This is a genomic window from Pedobacter jeongneungensis (assembly GCF_039538295.1).
Classification (GTDB): domain Bacteria; phylum Bacteroidota; class Bacteroidia; order Sphingobacteriales; family Sphingobacteriaceae; genus Pedobacter; species Pedobacter jeongneungensis.
The window spans coordinates 1-21714 of sequence record NZ_BAABBY010000021.1 but is presented as its reverse complement, the minus strand read 5'-3'; the positions used below and the strand labels follow the sequence as shown (position 1 = coordinate 21714).

General features: G+C 38.1%; 20 protein-coding genes. 18 read left to right on the top strand and 2 right to left on the bottom strand.

Features of this window, described 5'->3' with window-relative positions:
* Window position 1: 1 nt before the first annotated feature.
* The 9 genes from ABD769_RS24640 (at window position 2) to ABD769_RS24600 (ending at window position 11803) form a co-directional block, all read left to right on the top strand.
* Complete coding sequence (locus tag ABD769_RS24640; protein ID WP_344854025.1) at window positions 2–655, top strand: TatD family hydrolase; 654 nt, start codon at window positions 2–4, stop codon at window positions 653–655.
* 156 nt (window positions 656–811) lie between these two features.
* Window positions 812–1606, top strand: a complete 795-nt coding sequence (locus ABD769_RS24635) for a tRNA threonylcarbamoyladenosine dehydratase (protein ID WP_344854024.1) — start codon at window positions 812–814, stop codon at window positions 1604–1606.
* A 79-nt stretch (window positions 1607–1685) separates the two neighbouring features.
* Complete coding sequence (locus ABD769_RS24630) at window positions 1686–4904, top strand: UvrD-helicase domain-containing protein (RefSeq protein WP_344854023.1); 3219 nt, start codon at window positions 1686–1688, stop codon at window positions 4902–4904.
* Window position 4905: 1 nt separating this feature from the next.
* Window positions 4906–7767, top strand: coding sequence for a PD-(D/E)XK nuclease family protein (locus ABD769_RS24625; protein WP_344854022.1), 2862 nt, complete (start codon window positions 4906–4908; stop codon window positions 7765–7767).
* Window positions 7768–8052: 285 nt separating this feature from the next.
* Window positions 8053–8475: an IS200/IS605 family transposase gene (gene tnpA / locus ABD769_RS24620; protein ID WP_344854021.1), complete on the top strand. Its 423-nt coding sequence runs from the start codon at window positions 8053–8055 to the stop codon at window positions 8473–8475.
* A 2-nt stretch (window positions 8476–8477) separates the two neighbouring features.
* The gene (locus tag ABD769_RS24615; protein ID WP_344854020.1) at window positions 8478–9035 is read left to right on the top strand and encodes a GNAT family N-acetyltransferase; all 558 of its coding nucleotides are present in this window, start codon (window positions 8478–8480) and stop codon (window positions 9033–9035) included.
* A 373-nt stretch (window positions 9036–9408) separates the two neighbouring features.
* Window positions 9409–10395 (top strand): pyruvate dehydrogenase complex E1 component subunit beta, encoded by a 987-nt coding sequence (locus ABD769_RS24610; protein ID WP_344854019.1) that lies wholly within the window; start codon window positions 9409–9411, stop codon window positions 10393–10395.
* 414 nt (window positions 10396–10809) lie between these two features.
* A complete protein-coding gene (locus ABD769_RS24605; RefSeq protein WP_344854018.1) occupies window positions 10810–11385 on the top strand; it encodes a pentapeptide repeat-containing protein in 576 nt (191 codons plus the stop codon).
* 43 nt (window positions 11386–11428) lie between these two features.
* On the top strand, window positions 11429–11803 hold the full coding sequence (locus ABD769_RS24600; protein ID WP_344854017.1) for an iron chaperone: 375 nt from the start codon (window positions 11429–11431) through the stop codon (window positions 11801–11803).
* Here the strand turns inward: ABD769_RS24600 and ABD769_RS24595 are convergent.
* Window positions 11800–12270, bottom strand: coding sequence for a hypothetical protein (locus tag ABD769_RS24595; RefSeq protein ID WP_344854016.1), 471 nt, complete (start codon window positions 12268–12270; stop codon window positions 11800–11802). The two genes, ABD769_RS24600 and ABD769_RS24595, sit on opposite strands and share 4 nt — an antisense overlap.
* 253 nt (window positions 12271–12523) lie before the next feature.
* Here ABD769_RS24595 and ABD769_RS24590 point away from each other — a divergent pair, with 253 nt between their 5' ends.
* The gene (locus tag ABD769_RS24590) at window positions 12524–14812 is read left to right on the top strand and encodes a Tex family protein (protein WP_344854015.1); all 2289 of its coding nucleotides are present in this window, start codon (window positions 12524–12526) and stop codon (window positions 14810–14812) included.
* Window positions 14813–14881: 69 nt separating this feature from the next.
* On the opposite strand, the gene ABD769_RS24585 is transcribed toward ABD769_RS24590, so the two are convergent.
* Entirely contained in the window at window positions 14882–15970 is a 1089-nt protein-coding gene (locus tag ABD769_RS24585) for a mechanosensitive ion channel family protein (RefSeq protein ID WP_344854014.1), read from the bottom strand.
* A gap of 147 nt (window positions 15971–16117) precedes the next feature.
* On the opposite strand from ABD769_RS24585, the gene pnuC reads away from it, so the two are divergent.
* From pnuC to ABD769_RS24545, 8 genes are all read left to right on the top strand, one after another.
* The gene (gene pnuC, locus ABD769_RS24580; protein ID WP_344854013.1) at window positions 16118–16780 is read left to right on the top strand and encodes a nicotinamide riboside transporter PnuC; all 663 of its coding nucleotides are present in this window, start codon (window positions 16118–16120) and stop codon (window positions 16778–16780) included.
* Window positions 16777–17742, top strand: a complete 966-nt coding sequence (locus tag ABD769_RS24575; protein ID WP_344854012.1) for an AAA family ATPase — start codon at window positions 16777–16779, stop codon at window positions 17740–17742. Before pnuC ends, ABD769_RS24575 begins: the two co-directional genes overlap by 4 nt.
* Before the next feature lie 66 nt (window positions 17743–17808).
* Window positions 17809–18324 (top strand): ORF6N domain-containing protein, encoded by a 516-nt coding sequence (locus ABD769_RS24570; RefSeq protein ID WP_344854040.1) that lies wholly within the window; start codon window positions 17809–17811, stop codon window positions 18322–18324.
* A 446-nt stretch (window positions 18325–18770) separates the two neighbouring features.
* Window positions 18771–19214, top strand: a complete 444-nt coding sequence (rplM, locus tag ABD769_RS24565; RefSeq protein WP_047799009.1) for a 50S ribosomal protein L13 — start codon at window positions 18771–18773, stop codon at window positions 19212–19214.
* Between the two features lie 3 nt (window positions 19215–19217).
* Window positions 19218–19604, top strand: coding sequence for a 30S ribosomal protein S9 (rpsI, locus tag ABD769_RS24560; protein ID WP_025145383.1), 387 nt, complete (start codon window positions 19218–19220; stop codon window positions 19602–19604).
* Between the two features lie 18 nt (window positions 19605–19622).
* Complete coding sequence (rpsB, locus tag ABD769_RS24555) at window positions 19623–20456, top strand: 30S ribosomal protein S2 (RefSeq protein ID WP_025145384.1); 834 nt, start codon at window positions 19623–19625, stop codon at window positions 20454–20456.
* 127 nt (window positions 20457–20583) lie between these two features.
* Window positions 20584–21429, top strand: a complete 846-nt coding sequence (gene tsf / locus ABD769_RS24550; protein WP_344854011.1) for a translation elongation factor Ts — start codon at window positions 20584–20586, stop codon at window positions 21427–21429.
* A gap of 78 nt (window positions 21430–21507) precedes the next feature.
* Window positions 21508–21714 (top strand): helix-turn-helix domain-containing protein (locus ABD769_RS24545; protein WP_344854010.1); only part of this gene is annotated, 207 nt, incomplete at its 3' end.

Sequence of the window (21714 nt, the reverse complement as noted above, 5' to 3'; positions counted from 1 at the left end):
AATGGATTTCCTAGACATACATACCCATAAAGTTGCTACCCAGTCTGGGGTAATCAGCATCCAAAGCCTGTCGTTAACCAGCGATATCTTTTTGGCGATGCCTAAAACAAAGCCGATTTCTGTGGGACTGCATCCATGGTTTGCCAAAATTGATCAATTGGAATTACAGATGAAATATTTGAGTGTTGTGGCCAATCAAACCAATGTAAAACAGATCGGCGAGTGTGGTTTAGATCGCTTAAGGGGCGAAAATTTAGAAAATCAACTCATTATTTTAGAAAAACAGATCGAATTGGCAGAAAAAATCAATAAGCCACTGATTTTACATTGTGTTAAATGTTTTTCGGAGCTAATTGCAATCAAAGACCGTCTAAAAGTTAAAGTACCGATGATTATCCATGGTTTCAACAAAAATGAGGCGCTTGGTCAACAGCTCTTGGATAAAGGTTTTCTTCTTTCATTTGGAACAACTGTTTTAAAGGAAAATTCAGGTGCAGCAAAGTTGATCCAAAGTACGGATCGCTTTTTCCTGGAAACGGACGATGCAGATGTTTCCATACAGGATATTTATAAAGCAGCAGCCATTTTAAAAAAATGTACGGTAGATGAACTCAAAGCTCGTATTTTTGCCGACTGGAACAACTTAAAAAGTTAACCACCGAGACTGAGCCATGGGAAAAATATTTCCGTGTTAATCCGTGTCTCCGTGGCCAAAATATAGTAAAAAACTAACCACAGATTAGCACAGATACACACAGATAAATAAACATCTGTGTTCATCGTTTTTATCCGTGGCAAAATAAAAATAGATATGTCTGACGTTAGCTGGCTTTCGCGATCGGCCCTTCTTGTAGGAAATGATGGAATAGATAAACTCCAATCGAAACATGTTTTAGTAATCGGTTTGGGCGGTGTGGGTTCTTTTGCTGCCGAATTTATCTGCCGTTCTGGTATTGGCGAAATGACCATTGTTGATGGCGACGTGGTTGATCCGACCAACCGGAACAGGCAATTGCCTGCTTTGGCTACCAACCACGGCGTAAGCAAGGCTGCTATTATGCAGGATCGTTTATTAGCCATTAACCCTGAATTAAAGCTGCATGTAGTGAATACTTTTCTTACGCCCGAAAAATGCAGGGAAATTTTGGAATCAAAATTTGACTACATTATGGATTGCATTGATAGCGTAATGCCAAAAATCACATTACTATCTACCGCCCTGGAAAAAAATATCCCGATTGTAAGTTCGATGGGTGCTGGTGGTAAAATGGACCCAACACGATTACGGATTACACTTCTTCCGGATACTTACCAATGCGTTTTTGCCAGTTATGTGCGTAAAAGGCTGAATAAACTCCCCAATGCAGCAAAAATAAAAGCCGTTTTTTCTACTGAAGAAATGGACAAAAATTCAATGATCATGACTGACGGAAGTAATTTCAAACGTTCGGCTTATGGTACTGTTTCCTATTTGCCAGCTGCATTTGGTGGTGCGTGTGCATCAGTGGTGATTCGTGATCTGCTAGGCCTTCCCATCGAAATGGCCGAACGCCCGGCAAGGATCAGCCATAAAACACTCAATAAAAAGAAGAAGAAAAAAGCGTAAACCGGATGGAATGTTGATATCATGATTTCGGGAAGATTTTAAATTGTTGTAAGTTTAAATTTCCGAGAAATATCACACTATGCCCCAACCCCTCAAAATTCTTCAGGCCTCTGCAGGTTCCGGTAAAACGTTCAGTCTTACTGCGCATTACCTCACATTGCTTTTTAGTGGCGACAATAAATACCGCGAAATTTTAGCGGTAACCTTTACCAATAAGGCTACAGAAGAAATGAAAACAAGGATTTTGGAGGTACTGTTAGGACTGGCAAAGGGCAATCCATCAAAAAAAATCGATGACTATCGGAAACTGATTTTACAGGCCTATCCGATATTAAGTGCGCAGGAATTACAGTTTAAAGCGGATAAGATTTACCGGAAGATTTTGCACGATTACAGTCGCTTTTCTGTAAGTACCATTGATGGTTTTGTGCAAAAGGTAATCCGTGGTTTTGCTTTCGAACTGGGTCTAAACGCCGATTATAATTTAGAAATGAATTATGATAAGGTGAAAGATGATCTCGTAAACAAACTCGACGAGGCTTTAGATCATAACAAACAGCTTCTGCAATGGATCATTGACCTGGCCATCGAACGCATCAGCGATAATAAAAGCTGGAATTATAAGTTCGAGCTATATAACCTGATCGGTGAAATTTTCTCTGAGCGTTTCCAGATTTTTGAAGATGCAGTAAGTGCTTTAGGTTTAGAAAACATCGACGAATTATTCAAAAAATACATTAGTGTTACTAAGACAGAAATCAAAAATTTTGAAGAGGAACTGATTTCCCTGGCAACTGAAGCCAACGAAGCGCTTAATGTAATCGGCGTAGAAACCGAACACCTTAAAGGCAAATCGAGAAGTCCGCTCGCTAAAATTATTTTAGTCGCCAGAGGCGATTTTTCTAAAGTAGAACCGCTGTTTAATTTAATCTACGAACCGGATGAATGGTTCCAAAAAAATGCGAATTTCCCTGAGGCTTACGAAACAGTTAACCCAATTCTTCAAAAGTTAAAAACACATTATTTAACCCATCTGCCGAATTACAGTTTGGCTATCGCATTTAATAAAAACCTTTATTATTTAAGGTTGATGCAGGAAATTGCGGTTCTTTTAAAAGAATACAGGGCCGAAAACGAGAACCTGCTCATCAGCGATGCACAAAAACTGATTTCAGGAATTACTGAAGATGCCGGCGATAACCCTTCTTTCATTTGGGAAAAAGTTGGCAACCGTTACCGCAATTTCCTGTTTGATGAATTTCAGGATACCTCCACCAGTCAGTGGGGAAGTTTCAAATCGCTATTGACAAACGCCATGGCTACGCCAAGCGAAGAACTGATCGATCATTTAATAGTAGGCGACACCAAACAATCCATTTACCGCTGGCGCAATGGCGACTGGAACATTTTGCATAAACATGCTAAGCTTGATGTTGGTGCAGAAAATGTCTTGGAAGAAAGTCTGGAAGAAAATTACCGGAGTACCGAAAATATCATCACTTTCAATAACTTTCTTTATAAAGCCATTCCGCTTACGCTACAGAAAGAGTTGAATGAAAATCTGGCTACTAAACCGGAAAGTATTTCTAAATGGTGGCAGGAACAGCATTATCAACAGATTATTACCGATATTTATGGTGGTTCTACCCAAAACTTTGCTACTAATACACTAAAAGGCGGAACCATAAAGATCAAAAAGTTTGGTAAAAATCATGCACCTAACGAAGCTCGTTTTACCGAAACCGTTTTTAGAGACATTGCCCTTAATGATATTGTTGCAGAAATAAATCACCTCAAAAATGAGCAGCAATATGCGCTAAAAGATATTGCCATTTTAGTCCGATCCAACAGTGAAGCACTACTTACTGTTAAAAAATTAATGGAGCATAAATTACCTGTTTTATCAGGCGATGCCTTATTGATTTCGAACAACTCTGCTATACAACTCATCATCAACACCTTAAAAGTATTAATCGGTTTAGAAACCCAAACGGCCCTGTACAAGGCCAATTGTATTGCACTTTACCACTCTTTGCACGAAAAGGAAATTGATGCCAATTATTACCTTAACCTCACGAATAAACCTTTAAGCACGCTTACCGCGGTCTTACCCGTTGCTTTGTGCGAAAACTGGCAAAGCTGGCTGCAGCTTCCCCTACCGGAATTAGTGGAGATCTTAATTGAAAGCTATGGATTAAAAAATCTGACAGCCAACTTACCCTACCTGTTGGCCTTTAGAGACCTCACAGCTTCTGCCGGAAAACTGGGCGAAAAAGGTATTATTTCATTTTTAACCTGGTGGGAAGAAGACGGCGTTAAAAAATCACTACCCTCGCCGGAAGGTGCCGATGCTATACAGATTATTACTATCCATAAATCGAAAGGTTTGGCCTTCAGGGCTGTTTTTGTCCCTTTTTGTAATTGGGAAATCAAGGGCAAACCCAATGGCACTTTCTGGGTATCTTCAGAAGAAACGGTTTATAAGGAGCTTAAAGGGATTCCATTAAAATACAATGAGGCCTTGGCCGATTCGGCAATTGCAAAAGCTTATTACGAAGAGCTGCTCTACAACAATATGGATGCCCTGAATATGTTTTATGTGGCCACCACACGTGCTAAAGATTATTTGTACATCGCTACAATGGCTAAAAAAGAATTGAAATTATCCAACATGGGCGATGTAATCAATTTCACTTTTGATGAGCAGTTTGATGAAAATGGTGTGTATGAAATTGTTGAAAATGTAATTATTGAAAGTAAAACAGAAGAATCTGGTTTCATTAACCTAAATAGTTACCCAACTACAACCCGTTTGTCAGAACTCTATGTTCCTTCGGCAGAAAAACATTTAAAACACCTGGTTAACATTGAAAAATCAGGCAGAAAAGGCTCCTTATTACACGATATCCTGGCCAGCGCCAGTAATACAAAAGAAGTAGAAGATTATACGATAAATCTGGTGTTACAGGGCATTATCAAAGAAGAAGAAAAACAGCAATTAATCAATTCTGCACTTGAAGTGTTGAATAACCCGGAGCTTAAAGAAATTTTAGAAAAGGCAAGCGAAAGCATTGTAGAGAAAAACATCATCGATGCCAATGGAAAACTGCACCGCCCCGATCGGGTGTTGATCAATGCCGATGAAGTGATCATCCTCGATTATAAATTTACACTCGAAGAAAGCGACAAACACATCGAACAGGTAAATAATTACAGAATTTTACTTACTGAAATGGGTTATCAGAACATTAAAACCTATCTTTTCTACGCGGTTAAAGGCAAACTGAAATTAGTATAATATGCAAGTGAAACCATTTTTACAGGAAGTTGCCGAAGATTTAATTGCCCGGTTTGGAAATCAGCTGGAGAACTGTGCCATTGTTTTTAACAACAAACGTCCATCCGCTTATTTGCAAAAACATTTTGCCGATATTATTGGCAAACCATTTTTCAGTCCTTCGTTTTTTACCATACAGGAATTTTTCGCCAGATCTACCAGTTATAAGATAGCTGATTTTTATCTGCAGTTTTTCACCCTTCATAGAATTTACAACCAGCTCCTGGCAGAAGAAAAACTCGAAAATATATCCAGTCATAAGTTTTTTCCTTTAGCAAAGATTATTCTGAGCGATTTTAACCAGATTGATGCCGATCTGGTAGATGCAGAAAAATTATATCGTGACCTCGAAGATATTTCTGTAATTAATAAAGATTTCGATTATTTAAGTGCCGAGCAATACGAATTTCTTGCGCAATTCTGGACATCCTACTCTGAAGGAAAGCATAAAAAACAGCAGGAACTTTTCATTAAAATGTGGCGTAGAATGCCCAAGCTTTACCATAAGTACCATGCTACGCTTAAAGAGCAAGGCTATTTAACCAATGGTTCTGTTTATCGCTATCTGGCTGATGATATTACCAACCATCAGGAATTTATCTCCAATTTTGATAAGGGCAAAATCATTTTTGTTGGTTTTAATGCTTTGAGCAGTGCCGAAGCTAAAATATTTACCCAGCTCCAGGAAGCCGGCAAAGCATTGTTTTATTTCGATGCCGATACCTATTATTTAGACGATGTTTCGCAGGAAGCAGGTTTATTTTTACGTAAAAACATTAACCAGCTTGGTTTGATAAATGAATTTGCCAATCAGGAAAGTTTAATGAAATCAGCCCCGCACCATGTAAACGTTTATAAGGTTCAGGGACAATCTGCGCAGGCTAAAATCCTGAATAATATTTTAGCAGAAGATTACACCTCAGCAGAAACTGTTGGGAAAACAGTAGTAGTTTTGGCCGACGAAAGCTTGTTGATTCCCACTTTGCAAACCATTCCGTCTAATCTGAATGGAAAAGAAATCGACCTGAACGTAACGATGGGTTTTGCCCTTTCCACCTCAAGTATTTTTGGTTTGGTTGATTTATGGTTAACCAGTCAGCTGGAGATTTTACAGCGCGATAAAGTAAGTTATAAAAATGTAGAGGCTTTTTTAACTCATCCGTTAACAGGCCTTACCCAGAAAATGCGCGATAAAATTTTAACCGCATTACTGGAAGAAAATCAGGTGGAAATTGATCATAAACGTTTAATACGCCAAAGTGGATTATTTGAAGCTTTCTATAAAAAAATCGACGATCCTCAGCATGTGGTAACCAATTTACTCGATGTGCTTGATTATGTGTTAACACGATTATCGAATGCAAAAACGCTCAAAAAAATCGATGCAGAACTTTTTGTAAAAACCATACAGGAATTAAACAGGCTGCACGATACTTTTAGCAATCACATTGGGAAAGAGGAAATTCCTTTTGTGATCTATCTCGTTCAAAAATCGCTTCAGGCCATTGCAGTACCACTTTCAGGCGATCCGCTCAACGGCATACAGGTAATGGGATTACTCGAAACCCGGAACCTTAATTTCGATAAAGTGGTGATTTTAGGTTTCAACGAAGGCATTATTCCGAAATCATCTATTGGCAATAGTTTTATTCCAGATTCCATCCGCCGTGTTTATGGATTACCTGTATTAGAAAACCTGGATGCCATTTCCTCTTACATGGTGTACCGTCTATTACAGCGCGCAAACAATATCAATTTTGCCTATAATAGCTTAACAGATGAATCTACTTCTGGCGAAGCCAGCAGAATTTTAAAGCAGCTGGAGTACGAAAGCGGTTTCAATTTCAGTTATAACGAACTTAATCTTGAGGTTAAAACAGAAGCTTTTAAAGAAGTAAGGATCGAAAAAACCAATAATGCCTTTATTCAGGAAACACTTCAAAAATACCTTGATAAAAAGAAAGTGCTTTCGCCATCGGCATTAACTCAATATATCTCCAACCCGATCGATTTCTTTTTCAATTACATTGCAGGCATTAAAGAACCTAAAGAAATCAGTGCAGTGGTAGAAGCCAATGAAATTGGTTCCATATTGCACAAAGTGATGGAGTATTTTTATGAGGATTTAAGGTCGGGTGAAATTACGGCAGAACGGATCAAAGAGAAGCGAAAACAGATTCCTGCTTTGATACAGAGAGGGTTTAATGCGGTGATGTTTAAAAATCCAGATACCGTGATGGAGTACAAAGGTATGCAAAAGGTAATTTTATCGATTGTGGATGCTTATGTAAACATTATTTTAAATCAGGACGAAGCCCAAACGCCATTCCATATCATCAGTCTCGAACAAAAGGTAGAGGCCGAAATCAGTTTCCCGCTTACGGGAAAAGAAGCCAGTGTTAAAATATTTGGTTTTATCGACCGTGTTGATGTAAAAGATGGGGTAACTAAAATTATCGATTACAAAACCGGAAGTGACAAGTTAACCTTTAAGGATATACCTGAATTATTTAACTCAGACGGAAAACACATCAACAAAGCCTTAATCCAAACCTTATTATATACCTACGCTTACGAGCAATTCTCGGGCAAAACTTTTGTAGAGCCCAACCTGTATGTAGTAAAAACCATGAGCGTAGATGGCGTTTGGTTTAAATCAGGCAGGCAAAATCTGTCGGGAGCCTATTTAGAAGAAATTAAACCGGAATTTCTTGCCGAATTAAGAAAAAAACTAACCGAACTTTTCGAAGCCCCATATTTTGTAGCCAGCGCGGTTGAGGATAACTACAAATATTCTATTTATAAAACTTTGTTTGGGAAATAAGAAGAAGACTAACGAGATGTTAAATAGATATTTTCCATTTCTTGGCAGCCTGCTTCAGCTGGCTGCCCTAATAAATCCAATATAATGGCTTTAGCCAAAATAACCTTAACACAAATGGCTATTGGCTAAAGCCAACACCAATGAATAGCGAGATGTTAAATAGGTATTTTCCATTTCTTGGCAGCCTGCTTCAGCTGGCTGCCCTAATAAATCCAATATAATGGCTTTAGTAAAAATTTCTTATATTAGGTTAATCAATCTATTGAATATGTCGTATGTAAGAATTTGGGTTCACCTGGTGTCTCAACTAAAAACCGACATCCCTATTTAACAAAAAACATCCGCTATAAAGTTCAAAAGCACATTATGGAAAATTGTAGAGAAAAATCTATTTTTCTACAAGCTATTAATGGGTACACAGAACACATGCATTGTCTTATATCTCTAGGAAGAGAACAGACAATTTCTAAAATAGCCCAGCTCATAAAAGGAGAATCATCATTTTGGATCAATAAGAATATGCTAACAAAAATTCCCTTTATGTGGCAAGATGATTATTTTGCTGTATCAGTTAGCCAATCCGGCTTGCAAGCTGTTACCAATTACATCAAAAATCAGGAGATTCATCATGCCAAAAAATCATTTGATTTTGAGGTAAAAGAATTTGTAGATAAATATGGTTTTACATTGGAAAAAGAAGATATTTAAAAATGCTAACCTTAAATTTCACAAACTTCCCCGTACTCGAAACAGAACGTTTAATTCTCCGTGAACACGATCTTGCCGATGCTGATGCCCTTTTCGCCATGCGCACCAACGAAATGGTGATGAAATACATCGACAGGGAAAGGCCAAAAGATATTTTCGAGATTAAAGATTTCATCTCCCGTTTCAGGAACGGTTACGAAAATGGCGATAATCTGGCCTGGGTAATTGCCTTAAAAGAAAACCCCAAACAAATGATTGGCTCTGTAGGTTACTGGCGCACTGACTTTGCCAACCACCGTGCAGAAATTGGTTATATGCTTCACCCTGATTATTGGCGACAGGGAATTATTTCCGAAGCACTAAAAAAATCAATTGATTTTGCTTTTAATGAGGTTAACCTGCACACCATAAGCGCAAACATCAATGTAGGAAACGATGCATCAAGGCAAATGCTGATCAAACATGGCTTTAAAAAGGAAGCACATTTTAAACAGGATTATTATTTTAGAGGCCAGTTTTTGGATAGTGAGATTTATGGATTATTGAATCCAAATCATTAAATCTAAAGAGATATAGTCGTCATCTCGACTGAAACGAAGTGGAACGCCTGCCTGCATCGGGCAGGGAGAGATCTATAATAGATTTAGCTTCGCTGAGCACTTAGGTTCTCGACTTCGTTGCACTCCGCTCGAAATAACGGCAGTGCAAAAGGCAGTTATATTTCGAAAAAACACCCAGCTTTAGTACAAAAAGCTTAGCAAAAACCCAATTACCCAATAATATTTCTTCGTTAAACACATTACCAGAAATCACTCCTTAAAAAACGCCAAATAATTAAACAAAACACCTATAATTATTACAAAACATAGGCATTTTAGCCTTTGGTTTCAAAGCGATTAATAATTATATTTGCCACCGTTATTAAAATTTACAATGAGAGAAATCCAATTTAGAGAAGCACTACGCGAAGCCATGAGCGAAGAAATGCGTAAAGATGACCGCGTTTTTTTATTAGGTGAAGAAGTAGCAGAATATAACGGAGCGTACAAGGTAAGTCAGGGTATGCTTGACGAGTTTGGTGCGAAACGTATTATCGATACCCCGATTGCCGAATTAGGTTTCGCAGGTATTGCAACTGGTGCCGCAACAGCAGGCCTTATTCCAATTGTGGAATTTATGACCTTTAACTTCTCATTAGTTGCTATTGATCAGATTATCAACGGTGCTGCTAAAATTTTATCAATGAGTGGTGGTCAGTTCTCATGCCCTATGGTTTTCCGCGGTCCAACAGGTAACGCAGGCCAGTTAGGTGCACAACACTCTCAAAACTTCGAAAACTGGTTTGCAAACACGCCAGGTTTAAAGGTTGTTGTTCCTTCAACGCCTTACGATGCAAAAGGATTATTAAAACAAGCTATCATCGATCCGGATCCGGTTATTTTCATGGAATCTGAAGTAATGTATGGCGATAAAGGCGATGTTCCTGCAGAAGAATACTATATCGAATTCGGCAAAGCCAATGTAACCAAACAAGGTACTGATGTAACCATCGTAACTTTTGGTAAAATGTTAACACGCGTGGTTAACCCAGCTGTAGAAGAATTAACCAAAGAAGGAATCAACGTTGAGGTAATCGATTTACGTACTGTACGTCCTATCGATTATGATACCATTATTGCTTCAGTTAAGAAAACAAACCGTTTGGTTGTTGTAGAAGAAGCCTGGCCTTTGGCCTCTCTTTCTGGAGAGATTGCTTTTATGGTACAAAAACATGCATTTGATTATTTAGATGCTCCGGTTTTACGTATCACTTGTGCCGATGTTCCACTTCCATATTCACCAACTTTAATCGCAGCAAGCTTGCCAAATGCCGAGCGTGTTGTTAAAGCGGTAAAAGAAGTAATGTACGTTAAAAAATAACTGTCAGTCTGAGTGTAGTCTGTCAGTCTGAGCGCAGTCGAAGACCAAAAACATATAAATCCTCCGGAGTAATTCGGGGGATTTTTTTATTCCACTTTTCCGTATCCTCTGTGTTTCCGTGGCAAATATTCGAAAATTTATGTTCAGTAATCCTTCGGTTTCATCAGTCCCGCCATTCATTGCAATCTTTTTGGATAAGCTTGTTATGCTGAGGCACGAAGCATCTACTACTTACGAAACAGATGCTTCGTGCCTCAGCATGACAGCATATTCAAGGTTGCTGCAACCAAAAAGTATTTCCATTTCTGTCTGGTTTAGTTAACCCCTGTCTGTATAAGAAACATAATTCAGTTTCCTGCTTAAGCCAAAAAACCACACTAAATTTTTATATTCGTCGTAAAATAAATTCCTTACATGCCCGACAATTACATAGCCGACCAAACATTCGAAAAAGCAGATTTTACCTTACGCTCACTCCCAAAGGCTGAATACGAAAACTGTAAATTTATCAACTGCGATTTGTCCGGTTCAGATTTAAGCGGGGTTAAATTTTTAGACTGCGAATTTATTTCCTGTAATTTAAGTTTGGCTACCTTAACCAAAACCTCCTTTATTGATATCAATTTTCAAGGCTGTAAAATGCTGGGATTAAGATTTGAAAATTGTAACGATTTTGGCTTGGCGTTCAGCTTTAACAACTGCAAGCTGGATCATTCTTCTTTTTATAAATTAAAACTGAAGAAAACCATTTTTAAAACTTCACAGTTACATGAAGTCGATTTTTCGGAGAGCGATTTAGCCAATGCAATGTTCGATAACTGCGACCTGTTAAATGCTACTTTCGACCGGACAAATCTCGAAAAAGCAGATTTCAAAACAGCTTACAATTATTCGATAGATCCGGATAACAATAGGATTAAAAAAGCAAGGTTTTCTAAATCCGGACTTGCAGGACTGTTGCATAAATACGATATCCAGATCAGTGAATAGTTTTTGAGAAATTTTGTAAATTCAGCTTACAAAATTATCAGCTATGGAACAGCCAAAACCCGAAAACGTTGATCAATATATTGCCAATTTCCCTGCTGAAACACAAAAACTTTTGCAACAGGTTCGCGAAACCATTCATCAGGCAGTACCAACAGCAAAAGAAGTCATCAGTTATGGCATGCCGGCTTTTAAACAAAATACTGTGCTGGTATATTTTGCAGGTTACACCAAACACATTGGTTTTTACCCAACCAGCTCGGGTATCGAGGCATTTAAAAATGAATTTGCTGATTATAAATGGAGCAAGGGCGCAGTTCAGTTTCCATTGGATAAGCCTTTGCCATTAGAACTGATTACGAGAATCACAAAATTTAAAGCAGAACGGGATGTAGAGAAAGCAGTAAAGAAAAAAAACTAGGCAATCCAAACCTGGTCTTCTCTATCAAAAACCCATTGGCCATTTATTTTCTTTGCATAAATATAGGTACCCATTCCCCATCCACGATATTCGGAAATCATAATTGATTGTTCGAAATAGTACTTTGCCCTATTTCGTGCCTTGTTAAAAATAACCCGGCTGAAAGTGAGATTTCCATTATAATTAAGATCTGACTTCACAGTACCTATATTTGTATTTATAATTTCAAATCCATCGCTATTTATGCTTTTGAATGGCTTAAACCGGAAAGCAACTGTATTTTTAACATATTTCCCGTGCTTTTCGTAAGCAAGAGATTTAAACTGGTTTACTGAAAATAAAGAATCGGTAACTGAATATTTTCGCCTCCTCTTTACTTCCTTGTGTGGAAGATTCTTCGCTTCAGGATACATATCTTTAAAATCGTTTTTTGAAACCCATACAATCCCTTTTTCAAAAGTATTCAAGATCACCGTAACCTCTTCGTTTACGTTTTCTTCTTTCTCAGGCTTTCCGTTTTGGCAACCAAAGCAAAATATTAAAGTTATAATAATAAAAGCGCTCTTCATTTCTTAAAGATGATGTATTATTTGTTTTTCCATAAAAACCCGCATGTCCAAAAACTTACTCACAAATTTCGGTGGAAAACTTCATTTTAAAAATCCTTAATTCCCGCAAATCCTCATTAGCTTTGCTTCCTTTAATTTTACCCTTTAGGATATGCTAAGCCACCATAAAATAATTGCAGCCGAATTAAAAGTTGCAGAAAAACAAGTAACCGCAACCGTAAATTTGTTAGATGAAGGTGCAACTGTACCATTTATCTCCCGTTACCGTAAAGAGGCAACCGGCAGTTTAGATGAGGTTGAGGTAGCTGCAATCCGCGATCGGGTTTTGCAATTACGCGACCTTGACAAACGCCGCGAAGCGATTTTAAAATCGATGACAGAGCTAGGTAAATTAACCCCAGAGCTTGAAAAACAGATTAACGAAGCAGAAACCATTTCGCTTCTTGAAGATATTTACCTGCCTTATAAGCCGAAACGTAAAACACGTGCATCGGTTGCAAAAGAAAAAGGTTTGGAACCTTTGGCACTTCAGATTTTTGAACAAAATAGCTTCGACCTGGATACCGAAGCAGATAAATTTATCAATACTGAAAAAGGAGTAAACTCTCTTGACGAAGCTTTGGCAGGTGCCAGGGATATCATTGCCGAAATGATTTCTGAAAATGCCGAAGCCCGCACCAAAATGCGCACTTATTTTCAGGAAAAGTCAGCTTTTAAATCAGAAGTGATCAAAGGAAAAGAAGAAGAAGGAATTAAATACAAAGATTACTTCGAATGGAGTGAGCCGGTTAAAACGGCAGCATCACACAGGGTTTTGGCCATGCGCCGGGGCGAAAAAGAACTGATTTTAAGGTTAGATGCACTTCCTCCAGCAGAAGATGCACTTGCCATTTTAGAAAACCAGTTTATTACAGGCAATAATGCAGCTTCTAAACAAGTACAAAAAGCTCTGGAAGATGGCTACAAACGCTTACTAGAACCCGCAATGGAAACCGAACTCCGTGTATTAACCAAGCAGAAGGCCGATGAAGAAGCGATCCGTGTTTTTGCCGAAAATGCCCGTCAGTTATTATTGGCTGCACCAATGGGGCAAAAAAATGTACTGGCCATCGATCCTGGTTTCCGCACAGGCTGTAAAGTGGTTTGTTTGGATAAACAAGGTCAGTTATTAGAAAACACAGCAATTTACCCTCATACCGGACAAGGCAATGTAAAAAATGCCGAATTCACCATCCAACAGCTTTGTGAAAAATACGAAATTGAAGCCATTGCCATTGGTAACGGAACCGCAGGAAGAGAAACAGAGGCTTTTGTCCGTGCGCTAAATTTACCGCATATCACCATTGTAATGGTTAACGAAAGTGGTGCATCTATCTATTCAGCTTCGGAAGTGGCGAGAGAAGAATTTCCAACGCAGGATATTACTGTTCGAGGAGCCGTTTCAATCGGTCGCCGTTTAATGGATCCTTTGGCTGAGTTGGTTAAAATCGATCCAAAATCCATCGGTGTAGGTCAATATCAGCACGATGTTGATCAGAATAAATTACAGGCAAGTTTAGATGATACCGTAATCAGTGCCGTAAATGCCGTTGGCGTAGAGCTGAATACAGCTTCAAAACAAATTTTGGCCTATGTTTCAGGTCTCGGACCAACCCTGGCACAGAATATTGTTGATTACAGAAATACCCACGGTGCTTTTAAAAACAGAGAAAGTTTGAAAAAGGTACCTCGTTTAGGCGACAAGGCTTATGAGCAGGCGGCAGGTTTCTTACGCATCCGCAATGCAGAAAACGTTTTAGATACCAGTGGTGTGCACCCTGAGCGTTACGCCGTAGTAGATAAAATGGCAAAAGACCTCGGCACCACTGTTTCGGCCCTGATGAAAGATACGCAATTGCAAAAGCAAATTAAACCCCAACAATATGTAACAGACGAAATCGGTCTGCCAACTTTAAACGATATTTTAAAAGAACTGGCAAAACCCGGCCGCGACCCGCGTGAGCAGTTTGAGGCATTTAGCTTTACCGATGGCGTAAACGAAATTGCTGATTTAAGAACGGGTATGAAATTACCGGGAATTGTAACCAACATTACCAATTTCGGTGCATTTGTTGATATCGGCGTGCACCAGGATGGTTTAGTACATACCAGCCAACTGGCAAACCGTTTTGTAGCCAACCCAAATGATGTGGTAAAAGTGCATCAAAAAGTAGAAGTTACCGTAATGGAAGTTGATGTGGCCCGTAAAAGGATTTCGCTATCGATGAAAACTGAGGTCGGTCCGAAGTCAGAAGTCAGCAGTCAGAAGCCCAGAGAGCAGAAACCAAAACAAGATTACAAGCCGAATAATAAGCAAAACTTCAAGCCACGTAACGAACCAAAAGATGCCGATGGCGACTTACAGGAAAAACTGGCAAAGCTAAAAGGGATGTTTAAATAAAAAAATCGTCATTACTGAAGGGTAACGGAATGGAGAAATCTTTGAGTACATTCGAAATAGATTTCTCCACTACGGTCGAAATGACGATTTATCTATATCCCTAAACTCCAATCTTTTCTTCGGCAAGCTTTCCGGATAATGGTTTTGGATAAACGAAATCATGGCTTCTCTTACATAACACCTCAAATCGAAAGCCCTTGATGAGTTAGAAGCACTCATTAAAAAACGTACTTCTATGGCGCCATCTTTTGTACTATCCGTAACCTGCACTACATTTACACGCTTATCCCATAAAGGATTTAACGTTAATAACCTTGTCATTTCCTGTCGCATAGGTTCAATCGGAATGGTATAATCGAGGTATAAAAAAACAGTCCCCAAAAGATCTGCCGAAACACGCGTCCAGTTTTGAAAAGGTTTTTCAATAAAATAGGTAATCGGTAAAATCAGCCTGCGTTGATCCCAGATATTCACCACCACGTAGGTTAAAGTTATTTCTTCTACCTTTCCCCATTCCCCTTCCACAATTAAAACATCGTCAATTCTGATGGGCTGTGTAAAAGCAATCTGAAAACCTGCCAGTAAATTCCCCAGCGATTTCTGCGCCGCAAAACCAATAATAATTCCACCAATCCCCACTCCGGTAAGTAATCCGGCCCCTATTTTTCGCATGCTTTCAAAACTCAGCAAAATAATAGCAGCTGTAATTAAAATAATAAGTGAGACAATAAATTTCCTTACAAACTGTAATTGCGTGCGGATTTTACGCTCCTTCAGGTTATTTTCTTTATTCAGATCGTATTTCAGATAGAAATAATCTTCTAACACATTAATTAAACGCACTAATATTAAGGCAAAAGTGATGGTTAAAGCAATTTCCAGTGCTTTTGTAATAGGAAGTCTGAATTCTGGCTCCATTACCATTATTGTAAGCGAGAAATTCAATAACAGTAGCGGAATAAAAACTGCAACAGGCCTTCTTAAATGTTTAATGGTTGATTTTATAATAATGAAATCCCACCAGCGAGAAAGCAGGATAAAAGTTTTGTGGATAATGAATTTGATTAAAATACCAAGTAACACTGCTGCTAAACCAATAATCAGGTTTTTAAAAAACAAAGGAATTGGATAACCGAAAATCTGGTCGATATACTGCATACACGAAATTTGCTGGTTAATAAATACGGGGATAAGCCAATAGATATTCTTATAACAGCTATATTTTTGGATTGTTTGCCAACTGAAAATCAATAGCCGCAAATAAATTATTTACATTAGCATTTTGTATATCTCCAAAATAAAAAGATGGATTTTTTTGATGCCCATAGTATATTTTTCACGGTTCTTGGCTATAAAATGAGCTATCTGGAATTCTTTGCCGTAATTACCGGGGTTATTTCAGTTATTCTCTCCGCAAAAGCAAGTGTCTGGAGCTGGCCAGCGGGTATCGTTAACGTATTCCTGTCGGCCTTTTTATATTATCAAAGCCAGCTTTACCCTGATATGTTTTTAATGGTTTTCTTTTTTGTAACCAATATTATGGGCTGGTGGCGTTGGACAAATCCGAAACCCGGGGAACAAGATAAAAATAAGGAACTCAAAATCAGTTTTATGCCGTTAAAGCAGTTTTTGATTTTATTGGTTGCAGGCATTTTGGGTACATTATTAATGGGTACTTTGGCTAGTCAGCTGCACAACTGGCTCCCTCTGCTGTTCAATTTACCGAGTGCCTATCCTTTTGTCGATTCGTTTATTTTCGTAATGAGTGTAATCACCACTTTTCTAATGATCCAGAAAAGAGTTGAGTGTTGGATTATCTGGCTGATTATCGATGTTGTGGCCACTTACCTGTACTTTTTAAAAGGCATTAAGTTTATGGGTATAGAATATTTCATTTTTACTATTATAGCTGCCTTTGCACTATGGCATTGGATAAAAGAATACAGAAGTTACGCTAAAACGGTATGAAAAGAGGATTGGTTATCGGCAAGTTTATGCCAATCCATAAAGGGCATATTGCCTTGATTAATTTCGCTGCTGCACATTGCGATGAGTTGATTGTTTCGATGAGTTTCACGCCTGATGACAAGATTGACCCCACTTTGCGTTTTGAATGGCTTAAGGAGATTTTTAAAGATCAGCCAAACATTAAACCAGCAATTATTCCTGATGATTTTGATGACGAAACCTTGCCCTTAAATGAACGGACAAATATCTGGGCGATCAGGATGCGGGAGGTTTACCCAAAAATCGATGTTTTATTTAGTTCTGAATTTTACGGGCCACCGTTCGCACTTAATTTACAGGCAGAACATATCTTGTTTGATGAACCAAGAAAATTCATTCCGGTTTCTGCTACTTTAATCAGAAATAATCCTTTTCAATACTGGGAATTTATTCCTGAAGTAGTGCGCCCTTATTTTGTAAAGAAGATTTGTTTCTACGGACCAGAAAGTACCGGAAAATCGACCATGGCCGAAAAAATGGCTTTACATTATCATACTGTTTTTGTTCCCGAAGTTGCACGCAAAATAATCAGCACTAACGATATTACTGTTGACGACATTATCAAAATCGGAAAAGCACAAACACAAAGGGTGAAAGAAAAAACAGGCATTGCCAATAAAATCGTTTTTTGTGATACCGATTTAATTACCACAAAAATATATTCAAAATACTATTTAAAAGAGGTTCCGGATATTCTTAACGATCTTGAAAATGAAATTAAGTACGATTTATATTTCTTATTGGATATTGATGTAGAATGGGTGGCCGATCACCTCCGCGATTTTGGCGACAGGCGCCTAGAGATGTTCAACTTGTTTAAAAGTGAACTCGAAAAACGGAGCATTAACTATATCCACATCAGTGGAAATTATAACGAACGCGAAGAAAAAATCAAAAAAATTATAGATTCTATTCTGCTATAAATAATTCTATTTTTTGTATATTCAGCTCAAATCCAAAATGATATGACAGCTAAATAAGCGCTTCCTATCATCCCTGACAATACTGTAGTTAATAAAATTTACGAGCTAAGAGGACTAAAGGTGATGCTCGATAGCGACCTGGCCGAACTTTATGGTGTCGATACTAAGGTTTTAAATCAAAGTATTCGTCGAAACATTGAGCGTTTCCCGGATGATTTCATGTTCCAGCTAAGCACCGAGGAATGGGAATCTTTGAGGTCACAAATTGTGACCTCAAAAAAAGGAAGGGGTGGAAGAACCTATTTACCCAATGTTTTTACCGAACATGGCATATTAATGCTTTCGAGTGTATTAAACAGCAAACAAGCCATTCAGGTGAATATCCAGATTGTTCGGATTTTCTCTCGTATCCGTCAGTTTATTCTAGATAGCGGCGAACTTAAACTCGAAATTGAGGAGATTAAACAAAAGGTAAGCAACCAGGATAAAAATATCGAACTGGTTTTCACTTATCTGGATAAACTGATCGATAAGAAAATCGGGCCAAGGAAAAGAATTGGCTATATGCCCGATGATTTGTGATATTCTCAAAATAAACAATGTATACATATAGAACTTGAAGTCGCAAATTGCGACCTCAAGATTTGTTTCCGCAAATTAGGTTATAAATCGCCTTTGATCATTAATAGTACCACCTTACTCAAATTTTCTAAACGGGATTGCAGCGATATCCTTTTTTGTTTTTCGCTTTAACAAATTAATAGCACTCTAGCAAAAAATTTGTCAAAGCTTAAAAAAAACAAAAAAGATTTAGCGTAAAGCCCGACTGAACCAACCGAAGAACTGCAGGTTCTGCTTTACAAAAAATCATGAAGCAGGTTACCACATCGCTGCGCACTAAGCAATGACAACAATTTTATATCAAAAATTTTCCATTCAACTATTTGATAATAAAAGTTTTCTATCTATCTTTGCAGTCCCAAATTTAATGGGAATAATAAATTGTTTAATAAATTAAATACAAGCAAGTGAATACGTTAAGTTACAAAACTGTCTCGGCCAATGCGAAAACTGTTAACAAACAGTGGATTGTTGTTGATGCGCAAGGCGAGATTTTGGGGCGCTTGTCATCGAAGATCGCTATGATCATCCGTGGTAAAAACAAGCCTGAGTACACCCCACACGTAGACTGCGGTGATAATGTAATTGTTATCAATGCAGACAAGGTTAAATTGACAGGAAACAAATTCAGCGAAAAGCAATATGTTTCTTATACTGGTTATCCAGGTGGTCAGCGTTTTATTTCTCCTAAGGAGTTAATGGCGAAACACCCTCAACGTGTAATCGAGAAAGCGGTACGTGGTATGTTACCGAAAACTAAATTGGGTAAAAAACTTTACACCAATCTTTTTGTGTATGCAGGTGAAAACCACCCTCATGCAGCTCAATCTCCAAAAACCATTAAACTTTAAGAAATGTCAGTTACTAACACTTCAGGAAGAAGAAAAACAGCTGTTGCACGTATCTACTTAAAAGATGGTGCTGGCGCAATTACCGTTAACGGTAAAGATCACAAAGTATATTTCCCAACTTTACCTTTGCAATATATCGTAAACCAAAGTTTAGAAGTTTCTGAACTTACCGGCCGTTATGATATCACTGTAAATGTACAAGGTGGCGGAGTAAAAGGACAAGCAGAAGCTGTTCGTTTAGCTATTGCTAAGGCGATTGTTGAACTAGATGCGGAGAAAAAACCTGCTTTACGTGCTAAAGGTTTAATGACACGTGATAACCGTATGGTTGAGCGTAAAAAACCAGGACGTGCTAAAGCCCGTAAGAAATTCCAATTCAGTAAACGTTAATCACAGGAGGCAAACACAATGGCAAGAACAACTTATCAAGACTTATTGGATGCAGGTGTACACTTTGGTCACCTTACCCGTAAATGGAATCCAAAAATGGCTCCTTACATTTTCATGGAGCGTAATGGAATTCACATTATAGATTTAAATAAAACTTTAACAAAAACTGAAGAAGCTGCGGCTGCGATTAAACAAATCGTAAAATCAGGACGTAAAGTATTATTCGTTTCTACAAAGAAACAAGCAAAAGGAATTGTAGCTGAACAAGCTAAAAAAGTAAACATGCCTTTCGTAACCGAGCGTTGGTTAGGTGGTATGTTAACCAACTTTGCTACTGTTCGCAAGTCAATCAAAAAGATGTCTAACATCGATAAAATGACTAAAGACGGTACTTATGCGATCTTATCTAAAAAAGAGCGTTTAATGATTCAGCGTGAGCGTATTAAATTAGAATCACTATTAGGTGGTATTGCTGATTTAAACCGTTTACCTGCAGCTTTATTCTTAATTGATGTTAAGAAAGAGCACATCGCAGTAACTGAAGCGTTAAAATTGAACATCCCAACTTTTGCGATGGTTGATACAAACTCTGATCCTTCTAACATCGATTTCCCGATCCCGGCAAATGATGATGCTACAAAATCTATCTCTTTAATTACTGATGTAATTATCAAAGCGATTGAAGAAGGTTTAGATGAGCGTAAACGCGAAAAAGATGATGAGGCTGAAAAAGAAGCAGTAGCTGCTAAAGCTGCGGCTGATGCTCCGGAAGCTAAAGAGCCAAGACGTAAAAAAGCTGCTGAGGCAGAAGTTGAAGCGTCAGCATCAGAAGAAACTAAAACAGAAGAATAGTAATATTTTTTATTGCAGGTTACTGGTTTCAGGTTTTAAGTTGGCTTAACATGAGTTTAACTTGGCGCTTGTAACTTGTAACCTGTAATTGTTATAACAAGATTGTAAAATTTAAAAAAGAAATAAGATGTCTACAGTACAAATTTCTGCAGCAGATGTGAACAAATTGCGTCAACAAACTGGCGCTGGTATGATGGATTGCAAAAAAGCTTTAGTTGAAGCTAACGGCGATTTCGAAGCTGCTGTTGATTTATTGCGCAAAAAAGGTCAAAAAGTATCTGCCGCCCGTTCTGGTAATGCTACTTCTGAAGGTTTGGTATCAATCAATGTTTCAGCAGATGGCACAAACGGTAAATTAGTTGCTTTAGCTTGCGAAACTGAACCAGTTTCTAAAGTTGAAGATTTCCGTAACCTGGCTCAGGCTGTTTTAGCTGCAGCAGTTGCTAACAATCCTGCTACTGCTGAAGAATTATCAGCAATTACTTTGGAAGATGGACGTACAGTTGCTGAAACCATAACTGAATTAACCGGTAAAATCGGAGAGAAAATCGTTATTCAGGAATATGCAAATATATCTGGCGACAAAATCGTTTCTTATATCCACTCTAATGGTAAAATGGGTGTTTTAGTGGTATTTGAAGGTGCTAATGGTGCAGATATTACTGAAGCTGGTAAAGATGTTGCAATGCAAATTGCTGCAATGAACCCAATTGCTGTTGATAAAGACGGTGTTGATCCTGCTACTATCGAACGTGAAATCGAGATTGCTAAAGACGTCATCCGTCAGGAAGGCAAACCAGAAGAAATGGTTGAGAAAATTGCTGCCGGTAAATTAAACAAATTCTACAAAGACAGTACTTTATTAAACCAGGAGTTTGTTAAAGACAGTTCTATCGATGTTCGTAAATTTTTAGATAACACTTCTAAAGGTTTAACCGTATCTGCTTTCAAACGTGTACAATTAGGTGCATAAGCATTAAAAACATATTTAAAAAAGCTCCAGGAAACTGGACTGCCCCCAAAAAGTTAGACACTATTTGGGGGCATTTTTATGAGAAAAAACAGAAGTCACACAGCTGAGTTTAGGCTAAAAATTGTGAAAGAAAAGCTACGTGGTATTTCTATCCGCGTGCTATCAACAAAGTGGAAACTTTCCACTTCTATCATCAGGAAATGGGTTGACCATCATCAGTCTTCGGGTGCATTAGGTTTATTACGCAAAAGCTATCATTATTATACTATTGAATTCAAGAGAAGT